We start from the raw sequence: 19,703 nt of genomic DNA, 5'->3' as shown, positions 1-19,703 counted from the left end.
ATCATCAATAATATTAATTGTCTTGTCCTTCGTTGTTCTGTGCAGAATTAGATTGATCTCTGCGAGGACCTTGTTCACGGTTGCCGCGGTGTTCACGATTAGAACCATGCTCACGGTTTCCGCCATCGCGGTTACCACCGTCCCTGTTTCCACCTTGCGGACGACCACCATCACCGCCTTCGCGTGGTGCGAAATCTGGTTTAGGCATGAGTGCTTTGCGGCTCAATTTGAACTTACCAGTCTTAGGATCAAGACCGATCAGCTTCACCTTTACCACATCACCTTCATTCAATACGCCTTCCATGGTCTCCAGGCGCTTCCAGCTTATTTCACTTATGTGCAATAAACCTTGTTTGCCCGGCATGAATTCAACGAATGCACCGAATTCTTTAATTCCTTTCACAGTTGCTTCGTAAACATCACCCACTTGAGGAACAGCAACGATGCTCTTGATCCACGCTACAGCCTTATCCAATCCTTCTTTCTCAGGAGAGAAAATGCTTACTTCACCTACATTACCAACCTCTTCAAGATTGATGGTAGTTCCTGTTTCACGTTGGATCTCTTGTATCACTTTACCCTGTGGCCCGATAACCGCACCAATGAATTCTTTATCAATGAACAGTTTCTCCATTCTTGGAGCATGAGGCTTAACATCTGCACGGGCAGCTGGCATACACTCATACATTGCATCAAGTATGTGAAGACGGCCGCGACGAGCTTGCTCCAACGCTTCGGTCATCACTTCCATGCTAAGACCATCCACCTTGATATCCATTTGTACACCACAGATACCATCGCGTGTACCAGTTACTTTGAAGTCCATATCACCCAGGTGATCTTCATCACCAAGGATGTCGGTAAGAATGGCGTATTTACCATCTTCACGTGTGATCAATCCCATTGCTACACCACTTACATGCTTAGCGAAAGGCACACCAGCATCCATAAGTGCAAGTGAACCCGCACATACAGTAGCCATTGAAGAAGAACCATTACTTTCTAAAATATCTGAAACGATACGTACAGTATAAGGATAATCATTACCCGGCATCATCTGCTTCAAGCTGCGCATTGCCAGGTTACCATGACCTACTTCTCTCCTTCCTACACCACGCATCATTTTGACCTCACCGGTAGAAAATGGAGGGAAATTATAGTGAAGAATGAAATTGCTGTAATCAGATTTAGCAGCGCTTTCAATCAATAGTTCATCTAGTTTGGTACCGAAAGTTACAGTGGTAAGAGATTGTGTTTCACCACGAGTGAATAATGCAGAACCGTGTGGAGTTGGCAGCGGATCTACTTCCATTGCCAAAGGACGAACATCTTCCAATCCACGTCCATCTAAACGAACGCGATCTTCCAACATCATATTCCTTACTACTTCCCACTTCAGGTCTTCGTAATATTTTTTTGCAAGCTTCTTCTCTGCGTCCGTCACTTCTTCGCCAAGACTTGCAATAACCTCGTCTTTTATAGCAGCATATCCTTCGCTACGTTCGTGCTTGCTACCAAAGCTTTTAGATACCTGGTAAACCTTATCTCTTGCAAATTCTTCTACTTTTTTCTTAAGCTCTTCATTTTGCTCAGGGCGCTTATACTCGCGTACTGCAGTTATACCCACCTTACCGCGTAGTTCACGCTGTGCAGCTATGTGAACACGAATAGCATCGTGAGCAACCTGCAATGCTTCTACAAGGTCAGCTTCAGAACATTCTTTCGCTTCACCTTCCACCATCATCAGGTTCTTTTCAGTAGCTGCAATGATGAATTCATATTCAGCTTTAGCCAATTGTGTACGAGAAGGATTAACAACAATCTCACCATCAATCCTGGCTACTCTTACTTCGCTAATGATCTCTTTGATGGGAATATCAGAAACTGCCAGTGCAGCAGACGCAGCCAGGCAAGCCAATGCATCAGGCAAAACCTCTGCATCACTTGAAATAAGGCTGATCAGCACCTGCACATCGCAGAAATAATCTTCAGGGAATAGCGGACGAAGTGCACGGTCGATCAGTCGGCTGGTTAGAACCTCATAATCATTCAGTCGTGCTTCGCGCTTAAAAAATGAACCTGGGATACGTCCGGCAGAAGCGAACTTTTCCTGGTAATCTACAGACAGGGGAAAGAAATCTTGTCCTTCTCTGGGTTCTTTGTTTGCTACAACTGTAGCTAGTAAAATACAATTACCCTGGCGAACAGTAACAGCACCGTCGGCCTGCCGGGCTAGCTTCCCGGTTTCTATGGTTACCTCGCGGCCTGCGCCTATATCGAAAGTAACACTAGTTGGTTGTGACAACATAGTTAGTTGATTTTTGGCTACAAGTACAAAGAGGGGGATAAATGGTACTATGCAAGCCCGTTAAAAAGTATAGCAGCTAAGGCACGTATACAAACAACTATTCCCAACCGCTATTAAGGACAGTTGGGAATAGGTTATATCATGCAGAAAAAGTTATTTTCTCAATCCAAGTTTTTCAATCAAAGCACGGTAACCGCTTAGGTTATGCTTGCTTAGGTACATCAATAAACTTTTACGTTGTCCTACCATTTTCATAAGACCACGTTGAGTAGAAAAATCTTTTTTGTTAGCTTGTAGATGCTTGGAGATTTGTTGAATGCGCTCAGTCAAAAGAGCGATTTGTCCTTCAATAGACCCAGTATTTTTTGCGTTTCCGCCATATTCGGCAAATATGTTTGCCCTTTTTTCTGTAGTTAGATACGACATCTGTGATTTTTTAAGACACCAAGTTTTATTTTTTCTTATATCGGCTGCAAAAGTAGGGGAAATATGCAGAAAAGCTGCAAAGGAAGCAGGAATATTTTACGGAAAAACTGGAACCCTGCAATATATTTAACATCCTGCTACAGGTGAACCATGACAGACAGCCGGCGGAAAGCAGCGAATGTATAGTAACTTTTACTTGTAACGGAAAACAATTTGCCAGGGTCGCCTGGTCAGAACCGCATTCAATTGAAGGAAACATTTCCATTCTTGAAACAGGTTGCTTTCTTTGTACTTACTGGAAATAAACAAAACGAAGAAGATTTGAACCAACCAATGCCGCCGACCATTAGCATCATCATTCCCACTTATAACGAAGAACAAGAACTACCAAAACTGCTTACTTATTTACAACAGTTACCCGGTGGTCAATCATTGAAAGAGATAATTGTAGCTGACGGTGGCAGTACGGATGCAACTATAGCATTGGCTGAACAGGTAGGAGCAACTGTGGTAGTTGGTGGAAAAGGCCGTGCAAAGCAAATGAATGCAGCTGCAAAACATGCCACTGGCGATATAATATATTTTCTTCATGCAGATAGCTACCCACCGGCAAATGCATTGGCAGAAATAACTAAAGCAGTAAAAAATAAAATTGCTTGTGGTTGCTTTCGGTTACGCTTCAATACAACCAGCTATTTCTTGAAGATGAATGCGTGGCTCACAAGGTTCGACATCAATGCCATCAGGTTTGGGGACCAGAGCCTTTTTGTAACACGCCATGCTTTTGAGGCAGTGCAAGGTTTTGATGAAGCGCATATCATTTTGGAAGACCAAGAGATTATAACTAGGCTTAGAAAACAATTCTCCTTCACTATCATTCCCTACGCGGTCACCACTTCCGATAGGAAATACAGGGAAAATGGCTACGTAAAACTTCAGGCGATCTTTTTTGTTATCTATATTTTATACAAGCTAAACATCCCGCAGCCTAAGCTGGTAAGCCTGTATAGAAAGTGGATCAGGAAAGGCAAGGTGTAAAAAATGCAGTGCTTTATTACATAAAACTCCTCTCATGATACCTAATGATAAAGCAGCCATAGAAAATCCAAACAGTCGCCCGCTTCGTGTTTTGATCATTTCCGGCAGCCAACGCAGGCAATACAACTGCCCCGGCGTAGACAGCAAATCAAGAACATTGATGCTGAAAATGGCTGAGATGCTACCGCAGGAATGGGAAATAGATTATGAAGACCTAGGAAATGTTTTTGCACGGCAACGCATCCAGCCATGCAATGCTTGTGTATCTACCAGTATGGCTTTGTGTGTATGGCCATGTAACTGCTATACAAAAAATAACAAAGACGAACCCGACCTGATGTGGGATCTTGACCTGTACCAACGGCTGGACCTGGCAGATGCATGGGCTATCATTGGACCTGTAAACTGGTATGCACCCAGCAGCAATCTCAAATTGATGTTTGACAGGCTGGTGTGCATGAATGGCGGCAACCCTATTGAGTCTACTATTGATCATAAAGACCCGGAAAAAGCTATAGAACTAGAGCACAAGGAAGAATGGAAAGAAATGAGCCTTAACCACCTGGAAGGCAGAACAGCAGCATTCTTTTGTTATGGCGACGAAGGTGGTGATGAATTTGGAGAGGATGGCCGGCCCAAGCTACTGCGACATAAAGAATACTTCAATCCTGCAGAAGAGATTTTTACCAAAGATACTCGCAATACTTACGCTCCTTTTGTATGGCAATGCAGGTACGGCGGCATAGAAGTGCCTGATGAATTGTGGCAATATGCTATCGTTGGTGATGGCAAGAAATACAGTGAAATGCAAGCGGAGCACATGGTAAGAGAAGATGCCTTCATGAACAGCTTTAGCAACTGGGTGAAAGCATTTACCAGTTTTGTTGGTCAAAAAGGAAAAGTACCACCGGCAAAATATCGTGCTGCCGGCTATACTCCACCAAACCATACCATCGGTGATCTGAAGTTAGGCTGGCGCTACTTCCAGATGATGATTGGAAAAGGACCTAAAGATTCCTCGCCACAACAGCAACATGATGAAGGATTGAATGATGACGCTACCTGGCATCCCAAGAAAGGTGAGGGTGAGAAACTACGCCAGGGGCTAAAAGATTAGCCGACCTGCAAACCTTATATTTGCGCCCAATTCAAGAGCCACTTTTTTTGAAACACCTCACCTTTACCGTTACAAACGATCTTAGCTACGACCAGCGCATGCAACGCATTTGCGGATCACTGGCGGCAAATGAATTCGCTGTAACGCTTGTAGGAAGAAAGCTGGCTTCTTCCATTCCAATCAAGCAGCAGCCTTTTCAACAAAAAAGGCTTCCATCCTGGTTTAGCAAAGGCAAGCTCATGTATTTAGAGTACAACCTGCGCCTGTTCTTTTACCTGCTGTTTGTAAAAACTGACTGCATCTGCGCAATTGACCTCGATACCATTATGCCTGTATATTTTGTTTCTAAGATCAGAAGCAAAAAACGTGTGTATGATGCGCATGAACTTTTTACTGAACAAAAGGAGATTGTAACGCGGCCAGCCATACATAAGCTATGGCTAAAGGTGGAGCGATTTGCTGTTCCTCGTTTTCCGCATGGTTATACTGTTAATGAATTCATCATTGAAGAACTAAACAGCCGATATGGTGTTCAGTACAAAATGGTAAGGAACCTACCCCGGCTCCACCAGGTAGAACCTCAAACAGATAAAGGTGATCCATTCATCATATACCAGGGAGCAGTTAATGAAGGACGAAGTTTTGAAACACTTATTCCTGCCATGAAAGAGGTGCCTGCAAGGCTGGTGATATGTGGCAATGGAAATTTTTTTGAACAAGCGCAGCATCTTGTAAAGGAACATAAGCTGGAAGATAAAGTAGAGATGAAAGGCTATGTAGCACCTGACGAACTTCGAACCATTACACCTCGTGCATTTGCTGCTGTAATGTTGTTTGAGAATACAGGACTGAACCAATATTATTCTTTAGCCAACCGCTTCTTCGATTATATAATGGCAGGCATACCCCAGATATGTGTTGCTTACCCGGAATATAAGGCTATCAATGATCAATACGAAGTAGCGTATTTAATAGATGATACCAAACAAGAAACCATTGCTGCTGCTATCAACAGGTTGCTGAACGACCAGCTTCTTTATGATCGTCTTCAACAAAATGCACTTGCGGCGCGTTTAGAACTTAATTGGTCTTCCGAAGAAAAAGTCTTGATAGAATTTTACCAGAAACTATTCCACTAATTGGATCAGCACATACATATCATCTGTCTGAATGTTCCTTACCCCGTGAATTATGGCGGTGTGTTCGACTTGTTTTACAAGTTGCCTGCACTACATAAGCTGGGTGTAAAGATCCACTTGCATTGCTTTGAATATGGCAGAGGCGAGCAACCTGAATTGAATAAGTATTGCGCTTCCGTTCACTACTACAAGCGATCTACTGGGCCAGGTGCTTTCTCTTTCAGTTTACCTTATATAGTTAGCAGTAGAAAAAATGAGGAGCTACTGGCGAGGCTTGCACAGGATGATCATCCTATTTTGATGGAAGGTATTCACTGCACTTACCTGCTCCATGATACAAGGTTCACGAACCGCAAGTGCTTCGTGAGGCTGCATAATGTAGAATACATTTATTACAACCACCTGGCTGATCACACCAACAACCTGCTGAAAAAAGCCTACTACAAATGGGAAAGTAAACTGCTGACCAGTTATGAAAAGAAGACTGCATGCAAAGCTACTTTCTGGAGTGTGATAGAGCCGGATGCTGAGATCTATCGCAGGCTTGGATGTAAGCGGATCTCTTTTCTTCCATTGTTTCTGCCACCATGGAAAGTTAACAGCAAAGAAGGCAAAGGAACTTATTGCTTATATCATGGAGACCTGAGTGTAGCGGAAAATGAAAAGGCAGTTGAATGGCTGCTGACTAACATATTACAGGACATTGATATTCCTTTAGTCATCGCCGGCAAAAATCCATCGAACAGCCTGTACAAGAAAACGGAAGGAAGAACTGATGTGTGCCTGGTAGCTAACCCGGGAAATGAAGAAATGCAGGACATGATAGCGAAGGCTCACATGCATCTTATCCCTTCCTTCAATAACACCGGGATTAAATTGAAACTGATAAATGCCTTATTCAATGGCAGGCACTGCGTGGTAAACAATAGTACAGTAAAAGGAACAGGATTAGAAGCTGCCTGTTTGATAGCCAACACAGCCGCTGAAATGAAACATATGATCCTGGAATATTATCAAAAGCCTTTTACAGAAAAAGACCTGCAGGTACGTCATCAACTACTGGATCATATGTTTGACAATGATGCCAATGCGCAAAAACTGGTAAAATGGATATGGCAATAAATCTTTAGTACCTCTCCTATTCAGCAGCAATGGTAGCGCTATCAAATACATGTCCTCTTTCCGTCTTTAGCATCCTTGCAGGGTAACGATTGATAACAATGTAGTCGTGGGTAGCCATAATAACGGCAGTATTATAATCGCGTGCAATATGAAACAGCAATTGCATGATCTCATCACTCGTTTCTGGATCAAGATTACCTGTAGGCTCGTCGGCAAGTATTAATTTAGGCGAATTCAATAAAGCACGGGCAATATCTACCCTCTGCTGCTCACCACCACTCATTTCAAAAGGCATTTTGAAGCCTTTACTTTTCAGACCAACTTTATCTAATACATCGTTGATCTTTTCATCCATCAGTTTATTATCCTTCCAACCTGTAGCTTTCAAAACAAACTTCAGGTTTTCGTATACGTTTCTATCCGTAAGCAATTGGAAATCCTGGAAAACAACACCCAATGAACGGCGCAGGAATGGCACCTTCTTCCAGTCCATTTTTCTTAAGTCGTAGCCTGCTACAAATCCTTGTCCTTCTTTCAAAGGCAGATCGCCATAAAGGGTTTTTAGTAAACTACTTTTACCTGTACCGGTTTTACCAACCAGGTAAACAAACTCTCCACGGTTCACGTTCAGGTTTACATTCTCCAAAACAAGATTGCCTCCTTGGTATATATTAGCGCTCGATAAAGAACAGATTGTTTCAGCCATTGCTATTGTTTGTGGGCAAAAATATTGTTTTCACTTAAGTTCTGCTTAACTAAACTTGCAGCAGAGGATGTTAATGTTCTCAAAATCTCAACTTACCAAAACCTCCCTGCAGTATCAATTCTTTTTCAGCTGCTTCTTCTACTCTTCCTACTATTTTGGCATCTATACCAAATGAAGTAGCGATATCAATGATAGATTGAGCGGTCGCTTCATTAGTGAATACTTCTAACCTATGTCCCATGTTGAACACCTGGTACATTTCCTTATAATCAGCTTTAGAAGCTTCTTGGATAATATTGAAAATAACCGGTGGCTCAAACAGGTTATCTTTTATAATGCGCAAAGGCTTTGGCAGGTATTTCATGCACTTGGTCTGGCCACCGCCGCTGCAGTGTATCAATCCATGCACATCCTCAAAATGTTTGTCAAGTATATTTTTTACTACAGGCGCATATGTTCTTGTGGCACTAAGTATCAACTTACCAATATTGGTTGATGTACCATCCACTTCTATAATATCGGTAAGGCGGTGTTTCCCTATACAAACGACGTTCTCATCTAGTGAAGGCTCGTACGTGTTCGGATAATTTTGAGCATACCATTTATTAAGCACATCGTGGCGGGCACTGGTAAGTCCATTACTACCAATACCGCTGTTATATTCCTGTTCGTATGTTGCCTTTCCAAAACTGGCTAATCCTACAATTACATCACCTGCCTGTATCTTCTCATTGCTGATGATCCTGTCTTTTTTCCAACGGGCTGCCAGTGTTCCGTTCACTGCTATTGTTCTTACCACATCTCCTACATCAGCCGTTTCACCACCAAGGAAATGAATATTTACTCCGAATTGTTTCAACCAGTCAAATATCTCTTGTGTACCATTGATGACTGCTTCCAACACTTCACCGGGAATATGCTTCTTGTTTCTGTCTATGGTTGAAGAGAAAAGAAAGTTATCATATACGCCTACACAAAGCAGGTCGTCAAGGTTCATTACTACAGCATCCTGTGCAATGCCTTTCCATACACTTGTATCACCCGTTTCTTTCCAATACAGGTATGCAAGAATGCTCTTGGTTCCTGCACCATCTGCGTGCATAATGTTTACCCAATCCTTATCGCCGCCAAGCGTGTCTTCATAAATTTTACAAAAAGCATGAGGAAACAATCCCTGGTTGAGATGTTTGGTAGCAGCATGTACTTCTTCCTTTTGTGCAGAAACTCCGCGTTGAGCATATAAAGACATTCCGGTATGGTTTGAGAGTGGCAGTTATAGATTTCGCGCAAATATAGCCCGATTGCCCATTGATGCTCCTGCCTGCATATCATTGTCATGCATGCTAGTGTTTTAGCAATATGTATAAGGATGAAAACCTTTAGAGCCAGCCATAATTAAAAAAGCAAGATGTTATAATCTGCCTTCTATTCAATCCAAAATCAAGTTAGTTTTGCGCCACTTATGGTTCATGTACACCGAGACCTTCAGCGGCTACCTTCATTTACAAATGCAGTAATCACCATTGGCACTTTTGATGGTGTGCACACGGGGCACCAGCAGATCATCAATCAATTGCAGGAAGAGGCTAAAGCCATTGGTGGAGAAACCATTATCATTACGTTTCATCCACATCCACGCTCTGTGGTGGCGGGTGGTGCCAAGCAGGTAAAACTGCTGAACACTCTCGACGAAAAAATTGAACTGTTACATAGTAAAGGAATTGATCATGTTGTGGTGGTTCCTTTTGATGAAGCCTTTGCGAGTCAGACTGCTGAAGATTATGTAAAAAACTTCCTGGTGAATACGTTTCACCCGCATACCGTCATCATAGGTTACGATCACAAGTTTGGTAAGGGAAGAGCTGGTGACTACCACCTGCTGGAGCGCATGTGCGTTGACTATAATTTCAAACTGAAAGAAATACCGGAGCACGTTCTAAATAACATCACCGTTAGCAGCACACGTATACGTGAAGCAATTGCTGCCTGCGATATAGACACTGCAAACCGTTACTTAGGCTATACTTTTTTCTTTGAAGGAAAAGTGGTGCATGGCAACAAACTAGGCAGAACACTCGGCTACCCGACTGCTAACCTGCAACCGCAAGAGGAAGATAAATTGCTGCCTGCTGATGGCATCTATGCTGTGGAAGCTAAGGTAGAAGGCAATGCAGACCTCTTAAAAGGAATGATGAGCATAGGCGTAAGACCAACCATTGGCGGCACTTCAAGAGTGATAGAAGTAAATTTCTTTGATTTTAATGCTGACATCTATGGACGCCATGTAAGGGTGTATGTAAAGCACTTCCTACGCAATGAGGTAAAGTTTGAAGGCCTTGAACAGCTGACACAACAGTTGCATAAGGATAAAGATGAAAGCTTACGCAAGCTGCAGGGTTGATACTACTAGGGAACGCAGGTTGTGATGATATTTAAGATTTGTGGGAGGAGTTGATAAAGAACACGGATCATTACGATTAGGCAGATGCTTGAGATGAATTTTTATAATGAATGAGCTTTTGATGAGCAGGGAGGATGAATAAATATATTCATCTTTACATATATCATCACCATTATAAAAACCTGCGTTCCCAAGTTTCACATCTCCTATCATCACCATCATATAAATCAGCGTTCCCGCTACTAATACGTAAGATCTTCGTAAGCCATCTGTAATTCATTATATGCATGCTGATCGCCTGCAGCCTTAGCGGCAGCCATTCCTTTTTCATACCACTCTATTGCACGCTCTGTCTCTCCTATTCGTTCCAGCAGTTTTGCCAGGTGATAATACGAACCTACATAAGCAGGATCTCTTTGCAATATTTCTTCAAACAACTGGCGCGCCTGCGTGTCATCACCAATCTTTATGTATTCCAAAGCCAGCGCATGCTGCAAAAAATTATCGTTGGGCGACGCCTGTAAATATTCCGTTAGCTTCTCTATCCTATCCATAAAATAATTTCAGTAAATACCGTGAGCAAAATAAAGGACAACTATATTTGTAGCACAATTTTAGTTGCATAAGCAACTTATTTATTACCTAAACGTGTTTGCATGAAAATCTTAGTTTGTATCAGCAAGACACCGGACACCACGGCAAAAATAGCCTTCAAAAATGGCAATACCCAATTTGAGGATAATGGTGTTCAGTGGATCATAAACCCATACGACGAATGGTACGCATTGGTTCGTGCCATTGAATTAAAAGAGAAAGATCCATCAACTACTGTGCATTTAATAACTGTAGGCGGTGCAGATGCAGAACCCATCATCCGCAAAGCACTGGCATTGGGTGGCGATGAAGCTATTCGTGTAAATTCCACCGATCTTACTGATAGTTTTTATGTAGCCAGCCAAATAGCTGAAGTAGCACGCGCTGGTGCATACGATCTTATTTTCACTGGTAAAGAAACCATTGATTATAACAATTCTGCAATTGGTGGTATGGTGGCTGAATTGCTTGACCTGCCTTTTGTTTCTATTGCAACCAAGTTCGAGATCAACGGCAACACAGCCACTATCCAAAGAGAGATAGAAGGTGGTGAAGAAGCCAACGAAGTAACGTTACCTGTTGTTGTTAGCTGCGCTAAGGGTATGGCCGAAGCACGTATTCCAAACATGCGTGGTATAATGGCTGCACGTACCAAGCCACTAAAAGTAGTAGAGCCTGTAGCCGTAGAAGCTTTAACAAGCATCAGCAGCTTTGAGTTACCTCCTGCTAAAGCAGGCGTAAAACTGGTAAGCCCTGATAATGTTGGCGAGCTGGTAAGACTACTTCACGAAGAAGCAAAAGTTATTTGATGATGAGCATCACAGAATGATGATGTATCACTTTATCATTCTAATCATCTTTTCAAATGTTGATCTATTAATCTTTAATTGCCAATTATGTCAGTCCTTATATTAGCCGACCAGGCAGATGGTCATTTCAAAAAAACAGCTTACGAAGCACTTTCTTATGGTGCTAAAGTAGCTGAACTAACAGGCACTACAGCAGAAGCTTTGGTGCTTGGAACGGTATCAGAAGATCTTGCTTCTTTGGGTAAATATGGTGTAAAGAAAGTACACCATGTAGCCAATGAAGCTTTGAATACAGTGGATGCACAGGTATATGCTAAAGTAATAGCAGAAGCTGTGAAATCTACAGGAGCTACGATAGTTATCTTTTCTCAAAACACCACAGGCCGCGCAGTAGGACCACGTTTATCTGTACGCTTAAAAGCAGGATTAGTAACTGCCGCTGTTGCACTTCCTGAAACCAGCAATGGCTTCGTGGTTCGAAAAGTATCATTCAGCGGAAAGGCTTTTGCCAATGTTGCTATTAATACAGATATCAAAATCATTTCGCTAAATATGAATGCTTACAAGATTGCAGCCGGCGAAGGCACAGCAGAAGTAAGCACTCTAGATACTGCTGTAGATGCTCCTAAAATAAAAGTTACTGCTACCGATAAAGTAACAGGCGAAGTTCCATTAACAGAAGCTACGCGTGTAGTAAGTGGTGGTCGTGGTCTTAAAGGACCTGAGAACTGGCACTTGCTGGAAGACCTGGCTAAGGCATTGGATGCAGCTACTGCTTGTAGTCGCCCTGTAGCTGATAGCCACTGGAGACCGCACCACGAGCACGTAGGACAAACAGGCGTTGCGATTGCGCCTAATCTTTACGTGGCATTGGGTATCAGCGGAGCAATTCAACACCTTGCAGGAGTAAACAGGAGTAAAGTGATCGTAGTTATCAATAAAGATGGCGAAGCTCCTTTCTTCAAAGCTGCTGACTACGGAATAGTAGGTGATATTTTTGAAATAGTGCCTAAACTCACAGAAGAGATCAGGAAATTTAAAGGAGCCTAAAGCTTAAAAAAATAGACGAAACGGTAGCCCAACAGCTACCGTTTTTTATTTCTACTGCCTTGTTTTATAGCTACACCTTTTAACGCTTCTTTAGAAGCACGTTGTAAATTCAAGGTTACATTTGTTAGATGAAGTTTATTTGTACCCTTCTTTTTTCTTTACTGATCATTTCTGCTAATGCCGGTGCCCAAAACCTCACTGGTATTTGGAAGGGACATTTTGTTCAAAAGAGCTTCGGATACTACGAAGACCGTTACAAATTTGAGATACAGGTAGAGCAACTAGCTAACAATGCGCTGAATGGTGTTACCTATTCATACAAAACCACGGTGTTTTATGGCAAGGCCGATCTTAAAGGCATTTACACAAAGAAGACGAATAACATAGTTTTCAACGAGACAAAACTGCTGGAGGTAAAGATCGGGGACCAAAGCCAGCCATGCTTAATGACATGCTATCTTGAGTATGGCAAAATGGGTTCTTTAGAAACATTAACCGGAACATACACCAGCCGCAACCTGAAGAATGGAACTGATTGTGGTAATGGGCAGGTTTACCTGGAAAAAGTAAAAGAAAGCGATTTTCATAAAGAAGACTTTTTAGTAAAGCGGGAAAATGAACTAAAGCGCAGGCAGAACGCACAGAACAATACAGCTAAAGCGCCACCTACAAGGGCAACTCCAAAAGTACCGCAGCAATCAGTGCAGCCAAAAGGAATCAAGCCAGGAGCTGAAGAAAATATAGTAAGTAAGGACAACAGGACGAACAGGCAAAACGAGATCAATAAGGGTATACTGCCTCCTCCTACTGAAGAATTGGTACAAGCACCACCTACGGAAAGAGCACCCATACAAAAGCCTGATGTAATAAGGAAGCGTACGAATGAACTGGCAAAGAAAGTGATCATTTCTTCTAAAGAATTCAAAATAGACCTGTACGATAATGGTGAGATAGATGGTGACACCATATCTGTTTATCACAACAATAAGCTTATCGTAAGCAAGAAGCTTCTAACGCACAAGCCTATCTCACTGAACATAAAGGTGGATGAGAATGAAACGCATCATGAATTTGTGATGATAGCAGAGAACCTGGGTTCTATTCCGCCTAATACGGCACTGATGATAATAACTGCCGGTGGAAAGCGGCATGAACTACACATCACTTCTACCGAGCAAAAAAATGCAGTGGTGGTGATAGAATACAAACCGGACAATTAACCGTTCATTTTGTAGTTATACAATGCGTACATCAACTGGTTAATATAGTTGTTCTACTTTCTTATCATTATTGCATTTACCTGTCGCCTATTTTTGCCTGATACCACTTCTTCATGAATAACTGGCAATTAGTACAATATGGGCTTTCTCTTACTGCAGATGGATATCGCCAGCTTTCATTCATCAACCGGTTTTTACAACCATTGGTAAACAAGCACACGCACCGCTTACATTACCAGTTAAATCCTACTGAAAAAAAGAAGGTCCTTTTTTATTACCCGATGTATACGGTGCTGGCATGTGCGCAGATGTATGTAGCCATCAAAGGTCGTGGCTTGACAATCAATGAAAGAAAGCGGTTGACATTAGTTGGCGCTATGGCCACTATTTGTGATGACCTGGTAGACGAAGACGGCTGGACAAGAGACGAAATATTTCACCTGCTTTCCACAGACCTTGATGAAACGGGTCTTGCTCCTAAAGCTCAACTATTGGTTTCGCTAAATAATGAGCTAAAAGCCTTCTGGCCAGTAACAGAAAAATATTACCAACAATTAAAGATCGCATTGGAGTGGCAGGCAGTATCTAATAAGCAACAAGATCCAGCCATTTCACTTGATGAGATCGTACGCATTTGTCGAGAGAAGAATGGCAATACATCACTGATGTTTGCCTCACTCGTAGATGAAGATTGGACGGAAAATGAGCTGCAGTTTATTTATCAATCAGCTATTGTTGGTCAACTTACCAACGACAGTTTTGATATCTACTTTGACACACAGGCTGGCATCAAAACCTATTTTAACACAGCGCCTTCTATTAAGCAGGTGAGGCAATTCTTTTTGGATGAATGCCAAACGCTGCATCAAATGGTATTGAGCACAGATAACCAGCGCCAACACCAAATGAATACCATAAGAAGGATGAGCGTATTGCATGGCTTTACACTTACCGCCATTGATCATTTACAGGAAACGGAACATAAATACGGCGCACCCGTAGACTGGAATAAAGCAACCCGCCAGGAAATGATAACCGACATGTGGAAGAATAAGAATCGCCTTAGAACATTGAAGCATATAAAAGAACTGGCGAAAAATATATAAGTCAAAAGTAAAAAGTCAAAAATCAAAACCTGAACTCTTGATGTTGATGCTTGTGTTCAGACTGAAGAACAAATATTTATTGACACATTTTCTGATCAAAAGGCTGACACTAACCAAGTAACTACAAAATGATGTCGCTTAAACAAAAGCTGCTCAAACATGAGCAGCTTTTGAATTTTGACTTTTGATTTCCAGATCACGATTCTTCCTCCTTCTGAAACATCAAATAAGCTTTGATAAAACCATCTAGCTCACCATCCATCACAGGTCCTACGTTGCCTACTTCAAAATCTGTACGATGATCTTTGATCATCTTGTAAGGATGGAAAACATAGCTGCGTATCTGGCTGCCCCACTCTATCTTTTTCTTACTGGCATTGTTAGCATTTTTGATGGCTTCACGCTTACGCATTTCTTCTTCATACAACCTGCTCTTCAGCATGGTCATTGCTTTTTCGCGGTTCTCACCTTGCGTACGTGCCTGCTGGCATTCTACAATTATACCGGTAGGTTTATGTGTTAGTCTTACAGCTGTTTCTACCTTATTTACGTTCTGACCACCTGCACCGCCACTTCTGAAGAAAGCCCATTCCACATCAGATGGATTAACTTCTATTTCTATACTATCATCAATCAGCGGGTAAACATATACACTGGCAAAGGATGTATGTCTGCGTGCATTACTATCAAAAGGAGAAATCCGCACAAGGCGATGTACACCGCTTTCTGCTTTTAAAAAACCATAGGAGAATGCTCCATCGAACTGAAGCGTTGCGCTTTTTATTCCTGCACCATCACCTTCCTGCAGGTCAAGCTCGGTAACGGACCATCCTTGCTTTTCGCCATACATGCGATACATACGCATCAGCATCTGGGCCCAGTCCTGGCTTTCTGTACCACCGGCACCACTATTTATCTGCAGTACCGCAGGCAACTCGTCTTCAGGTTGGTTAAGTGTGCTTTTAAATTCAGCTTCCTCTATAGCCAGTATGGCAGCCGAATGCGCTTCCTTCACCTCTTCTTCAGATGCTTCTCCAGCTTTCCAGAATTCAAAAAGAACCGCAAAATCTTCTACAGCAGAATCCACCTGCTGGTAAAGCTTTGCCCAGTATTCATTCACTTTTATTTCTTTCAGAATGCCGGTGGCTCTGTCATTGTCATCCCAGAAGCCCGGTGACAGCGATAGCTGTTTATCATTATCTATTTTAGCCTGTCGATTATCGACGTCAAAGAAACCTCCTTAGGACCAAAACCCGATCCCTCATTTCCTTAATTTGTTCTTGTGTCATGGCCGCAAAAGTAAGGGAATAACAAGTTGGATGTTCGCCAGGCTGTGTAAATGAGCATAGATTGTAGTTGTTGGTAGCTCAATCTATCTTTTGGCAGATTTCAAAGCAGACAAATGCACCTGGAAACCAAGTTTTACTCTTAAAGTTTTAGGCAATATCAGTTCATCGCTATACTCATAGTTCACTGTACTTTCTAAAGAAACATGAGGGTTAAGAAAAAATACAGGGCCTGCACCAAAGGAATAACCAAAACTCTGGTGTTTACTACTGCCACCTTGGTTTCCACTTTTAGACCAACTACGGTAGTAGCTAGCATCGGCGAGAAGATTAAATTTTTTTGATGCATTCAAGAAATAATATCGAACAAATGGTCCTATGTCAATGGATCTTTGAAACTGCCTGAAATTGTTTGTTTGGGTGGTATACAATTCGGTGTATCTATTATATCCAGTATGGAGACCAGCAGCTAATTTATTTAATATGAAAAAACCAGCATTACCATCAATTTCAAGAGTTCGGAATTTAGTCTCAGCAAAAGTGTATTTACCAGAAGAGAATGTCCCACTCCCTCCTACCAGAAATTGACCTTTATTGATCTGAGCATTTGACTGAAAAAAGAAAATCAGCAGCAGTGAAACCAGGAGCGACCTCATAAAATAGTTTTGGTTATACCAGCAATAATAGATTATTTATTTAGAAGAAACTGATTTAAAACAATATTCTATTCTTAATAATCAACGAATTTAAATGCTTAACTATTGGTAATTATGAAGTCTTTAAAAACTCATCTGAATGTTTTTTTAATATCAGACGCAAGCAAAAAAATATTTACAACCTGTTTAATTCATCAGGACCTGAACGCTGGCGTAATTCAGCTTTTTGTCCTCTACTGAATTTGTAACGCAGGGTAATACCAAAGGTGCGCCAACGCATATACTGGTCAAACTTATTTATATTACCCCCGTAATTAGCTGCCCATCTAAATCGCCATCCTTTTGTCAGGTCAGTGATATTTACTGCAAGCTCAAGCTTCTTTTTGAAAAACGCTTTGCTGAAAGCAAGATCTATGCGGTACATACCCTGCTGGTGATACAAGCCTGATGCGGCAGGCCCACGGTAAAGAAAAGTAGCTTCGGCCCGTAGATCTTTAGGTAGCAAAATAGTATGCGCACTTTGGAAATAATAGAACAATTGTTCATTAACCAATAGTTCATTGTTCTGCATAGCACTAAACCTGCTGTACGATAATTGGGTTGTATTGCGGGTATCCCATTTTCTGCCGAGCTTTACCGGCACAATAGCCGAGATGCCTGTACTATAACTATCATCTACATTACCTGTTGTATACACAGTCACATTGTTTACGGCATCCGGCATTGGCAATTCAATCATCACATCCTTTGTATATTGGTAAAACATCTGCACCACATATATCTTCTTGAATGTCTGGCTAACATTGAACAACTGCGTATACTGTGGCCGCAAGTATGGATTGCCTACTGTCCATGTGTAAGGATCGCGGTAACTACGAAACGGGTTAAGATTACCATAGTTAGGACGGTTTAGCCTGCGGCTATAGTTAACAGCCACATTATAATTATCCGATACTTTATGCTGCAAAAAAACTGATGGAAAAAAGTCGAGGTAATTACGATCATTCACTTCACGTGTGGTAAAAGATTGGCCACGCGATTTGGTTTGTTCAGCACGCAAGCCTGCTTGCATAGATGTCTTCTTACCCAATTGCCCGTTCCAGTTTAAATAAGCTGCATAAATATTTTCTTTATAATGAAAATGATTAGTGCGCTGCGGATCTACCACCAGCCCATTGTTATTAAAATAAAAACGAAAATCATTATCTGAAATAACCTGGCTGACACGTGTACCTGTTTCTAATTTATGCTGTTTATTTAGCGCATAGCTAAAATCAATTTTTCCTGAATAAATATCATAACCATTTGGTGTGTAGGTGTACAGGTTATCAGTAGTTATTTGGCCATCGGTTAATCGTGTAAACGTGTTGAAAAAATCTCCATCACCTTTGTTGCGTATAGGTGCAAAATCAAAATCAGCAGAAAGTGTAGAACCTAATGTATCTAGCTTACCGGAATAATGAATATTAGCTACACCATTAACCAGCGTATTCTTATTATAATTATTGGCTTCTACAAATTGAAAAGGCAGTTTAGGATCCGGGCCAATAAATGTTTTGGTTAAAAATTCAGAATTGGCAGTATTGGTAAAATAAGATGCTATAAATCCAACACTATGTTTTTCATTAATAGTATAATCGGAACCGATGCGCAAAGAAGGAGGTCCAATATTGCTCCAGTTACCAACTGCCGTTTGATCGAAATAGGTAGTAGAATTGTTATTTCTAAATACACGGGTAAATGTAGCTTCCCTGCCACTGCCACGGCGGTTAAAGTCCGATATAAGGAATGAATTCCAGCGATTGCTTTTATGATTCAAAGTTACACCGGCACCATATAAATGTTGCTTCAGGTTTGTAGAATAAGTAGTAGTTACCGTACCATTGGTTCCGCGTAAAACGTTTTTCTTAAAAACTATATTGATAATACCTGAGGTTCCTTCAGCATCATATTTAGCAGAAGGATTAGAAATAATCTCAATGCTCTTTATGTTTTCAGCAGGTGTATTCTCCAGCAGGTTGCGAAGGTCTCTGACAGACAGAAAAGTAAGCCTGCCATCAATCATCAGGGTAACGCCACCACGTCCATTCAATTGAATAGCGCCTTCAGGATCTACAAATACACCAGGTGCTTTACTCAACAATCCAAAGGCAGTATTACCTGCAGCCATGGCTGTCCCTTGCACGTTTATCACCAACTTATCTGCAAGTTGAGTAATGGTTGGTCGCATAGAAAGTACATCTACATTATCCAGCACCTTCCACTCGTTCTTTAGCCTGATAGTTCCTAAGGAGTGAATAGGATCAGTGCCTGCTACAGAAAAAACAGAATCCTTTTTAGCGAAGCCTATAGCACTTAGTGAAAGCTTCCACTCGCCTACGGCTGGTACGGCAACAGAGAATTTTCCGGAAGAATCGGTGAGAGTGGCGCCGGATGCAGCAGCTCCTTTTTTAGTAGAAATTAAAGTAACATTTACAAAAGGAAGCGGACGACCTTGTTCATCAGCTACTATGCCTGTTACAGCAAGTTGTTGTGCTATAGATGCGGTACAAATAAGAGCTGCGATAAGTGTAAATAATATTTTCATAAGCTGATTGCTACAAGTGTTGGTGTTGTATATAAAGTTTACGAAAAGCTTCGTGCTAATGAAACCACTCATCCCATTTCTGTAGAAGGAGGTAATGCTGCAGAAGTATTAGCTGGCCTCTACACTTACAGCATTTTC

The 19,703-nt window shown here is 41.7% G+C and carries 17 protein-coding genes; 9 read left to right on the top strand and 8 right to left on the bottom strand.

Going from position 1 to position 19,703, the window contains the following annotated elements; genetic code table 11:
• Window positions 1-13: 13 nt before the first annotated feature.
• A complete protein-coding gene (gene pnp, locus J4N22_RS07420) occupies window positions 14-2,308 on the bottom strand; it encodes a polyribonucleotide nucleotidyltransferase (RefSeq protein ID WP_207493294.1) in 2,295 nt (764 codons plus the stop codon).
• A 153-nt stretch (window positions 2,309-2,461) separates the two neighbouring features.
• Window positions 2,462-2,734, bottom strand: a complete 273-nt coding sequence (rpsO, locus tag J4N22_RS07415; protein ID WP_207493293.1) for a 30S ribosomal protein S15 — start codon at window positions 2,732-2,734, stop codon at window positions 2,462-2,464.
• 267 nt (window positions 2,735-3,001) lie between these two features.
• Between rpsO and J4N22_RS07410 the strand changes: the two genes are divergently transcribed.
• From J4N22_RS07410 to J4N22_RS07395, 4 genes are read left to right on the top strand one after another with little or no spacing between them, the layout of a single operon-like run.
• Window positions 3,002-3,772, top strand: coding sequence for a TIGR04283 family arsenosugar biosynthesis glycosyltransferase (locus tag J4N22_RS07410; RefSeq protein ID WP_207493292.1), 771 nt, complete (start codon window positions 3,002-3,004; stop codon window positions 3,770-3,772).
• 34 nt (window positions 3,773-3,806) lie between these two features.
• The gene (locus J4N22_RS07405; RefSeq protein WP_207493291.1) at window positions 3,807-4,889 is read left to right on the top strand and encodes an NAD(P)H-dependent oxidoreductase; all 1,083 of its coding nucleotides are present in this window, start codon (window positions 3,807-3,809) and stop codon (window positions 4,887-4,889) included.
• A gap of 47 nt (window positions 4,890-4,936) precedes the next feature.
• Window positions 4,937-6,028 (top strand): glycosyltransferase, encoded by a 1,092-nt coding sequence (locus J4N22_RS07400; RefSeq protein WP_242692086.1) that lies wholly within the window; start codon window positions 4,937-4,939, stop codon window positions 6,026-6,028.
• A complete protein-coding gene (locus tag J4N22_RS07395) occupies window positions 6,029-7,150 on the top strand; it encodes a glycosyltransferase (protein ID WP_207493290.1) in 1,122 nt (373 codons plus the stop codon). It abuts the gene before it with no gap.
• 16 nt (window positions 7,151-7,166) lie between these two features.
• Here J4N22_RS07395 and J4N22_RS07390 read toward each other — a convergent pair whose 3' ends face one another.
• Window positions 7,167-7,856 carry a cell division ATP-binding protein FtsE gene (locus J4N22_RS07390; RefSeq protein ID WP_207493289.1) on the bottom strand — a complete coding sequence of 230 codons (690 nt, stop codon included), beginning with the start codon at window positions 7,854-7,856 and terminating at the stop codon, window positions 7,167-7,169.
• 79 nt (window positions 7,857-7,935) lie between these two features.
• Complete coding sequence (locus tag J4N22_RS07385; protein ID WP_207493288.1) at window positions 7,936-9,105, bottom strand: AIR synthase related protein; 1,170 nt, start codon at window positions 9,103-9,105, stop codon at window positions 7,936-7,938.
• 213 nt (window positions 9,106-9,318) lie between these two features.
• Between J4N22_RS07385 and J4N22_RS07380 the strand changes: the two genes are divergently transcribed.
• Complete coding sequence (locus J4N22_RS07380; protein WP_207493287.1) at window positions 9,319-10,257, top strand: bifunctional riboflavin kinase/FAD synthetase; 939 nt, start codon at window positions 9,319-9,321, stop codon at window positions 10,255-10,257.
• Between the two features lie 242 nt (window positions 10,258-10,499).
• Here the strand turns inward: J4N22_RS07380 and J4N22_RS07375 are convergent, their stop codons facing one another.
• Entirely contained in the window at window positions 10,500-10,811 is a 312-nt protein-coding gene (locus tag J4N22_RS07375; RefSeq protein WP_207493286.1) for a tetratricopeptide repeat protein, read from the bottom strand.
• 102 nt (window positions 10,812-10,913) lie between these two features.
• Here J4N22_RS07375 and J4N22_RS07370 point away from each other — a divergent pair, with 102 nt between their 5' ends.
• From J4N22_RS07370 to J4N22_RS07355, 4 genes are all read left to right on the top strand, one after another.
• A complete protein-coding gene (locus tag J4N22_RS07370; protein WP_207493285.1) occupies window positions 10,914-11,660 on the top strand; it encodes an electron transfer flavoprotein subunit beta/FixA family protein in 747 nt (248 codons plus the stop codon).
• 87 nt (window positions 11,661-11,747) lie between these two features.
• On the top strand, window positions 11,748-12,710 hold the full coding sequence (locus tag J4N22_RS07365; protein WP_207493284.1) for an electron transfer flavoprotein subunit alpha/FixB family protein: 963 nt from the start codon (window positions 11,748-11,750) through the stop codon (window positions 12,708-12,710).
• A gap of 128 nt (window positions 12,711-12,838) precedes the next feature.
• A complete protein-coding gene (locus J4N22_RS07360; protein WP_207493283.1) occupies window positions 12,839-13,930 on the top strand; it encodes a hypothetical protein in 1,092 nt (363 codons plus the stop codon).
• 113 nt (window positions 13,931-14,043) lie between these two features.
• The gene (locus tag J4N22_RS07355) at window positions 14,044-15,036 is read left to right on the top strand and encodes a class 1 isoprenoid biosynthesis enzyme (RefSeq protein WP_207493282.1); all 993 of its coding nucleotides are present in this window, start codon (window positions 14,044-14,046) and stop codon (window positions 15,034-15,036) included.
• A 196-nt stretch (window positions 15,037-15,232) separates the two neighbouring features.
• On the opposite strand, the gene prfB is transcribed toward J4N22_RS07355, so the two are convergent.
• From prfB to J4N22_RS07340, 3 genes are all read right to left on the bottom strand, one after another.
• Window positions 15,233-16,325 (bottom strand): peptide chain release factor 2 gene (gene prfB, locus J4N22_RS07350; RefSeq protein WP_207493281.1). Its coding sequence is split into 2 segments (ribosomal slippage): window positions 15,233-16,276 and window positions 16,278-16,325, totalling 1,092 coding nucleotides; the frame shifts between segments, so codons are not numbered across the junction.
• Between the two features lie 83 nt (window positions 16,326-16,408).
• Complete coding sequence (locus J4N22_RS07345; RefSeq protein ID WP_207493280.1) at window positions 16,409-16,978, bottom strand: outer membrane beta-barrel protein; 570 nt, start codon at window positions 16,976-16,978, stop codon at window positions 16,409-16,411.
• A gap of 175 nt (window positions 16,979-17,153) precedes the next feature.
• A complete protein-coding gene (locus J4N22_RS07340; RefSeq protein ID WP_207493279.1) occupies window positions 17,154-19,565 on the bottom strand; it encodes a TonB-dependent receptor domain-containing protein in 2,412 nt (803 codons plus the stop codon).
• Between the last annotated feature and the right edge of the window lie 138 nt (window positions 19,566-19,703).

Source organism: Aridibaculum aurantiacum, from assembly GCF_017355875.1.
GTDB lineage: Bacteria > Bacteroidota > Bacteroidia > Chitinophagales > Chitinophagaceae > Segetibacter > Segetibacter aurantiacus.
This window is presented reverse-complemented; position numbering and strand designations above follow the sequence as displayed.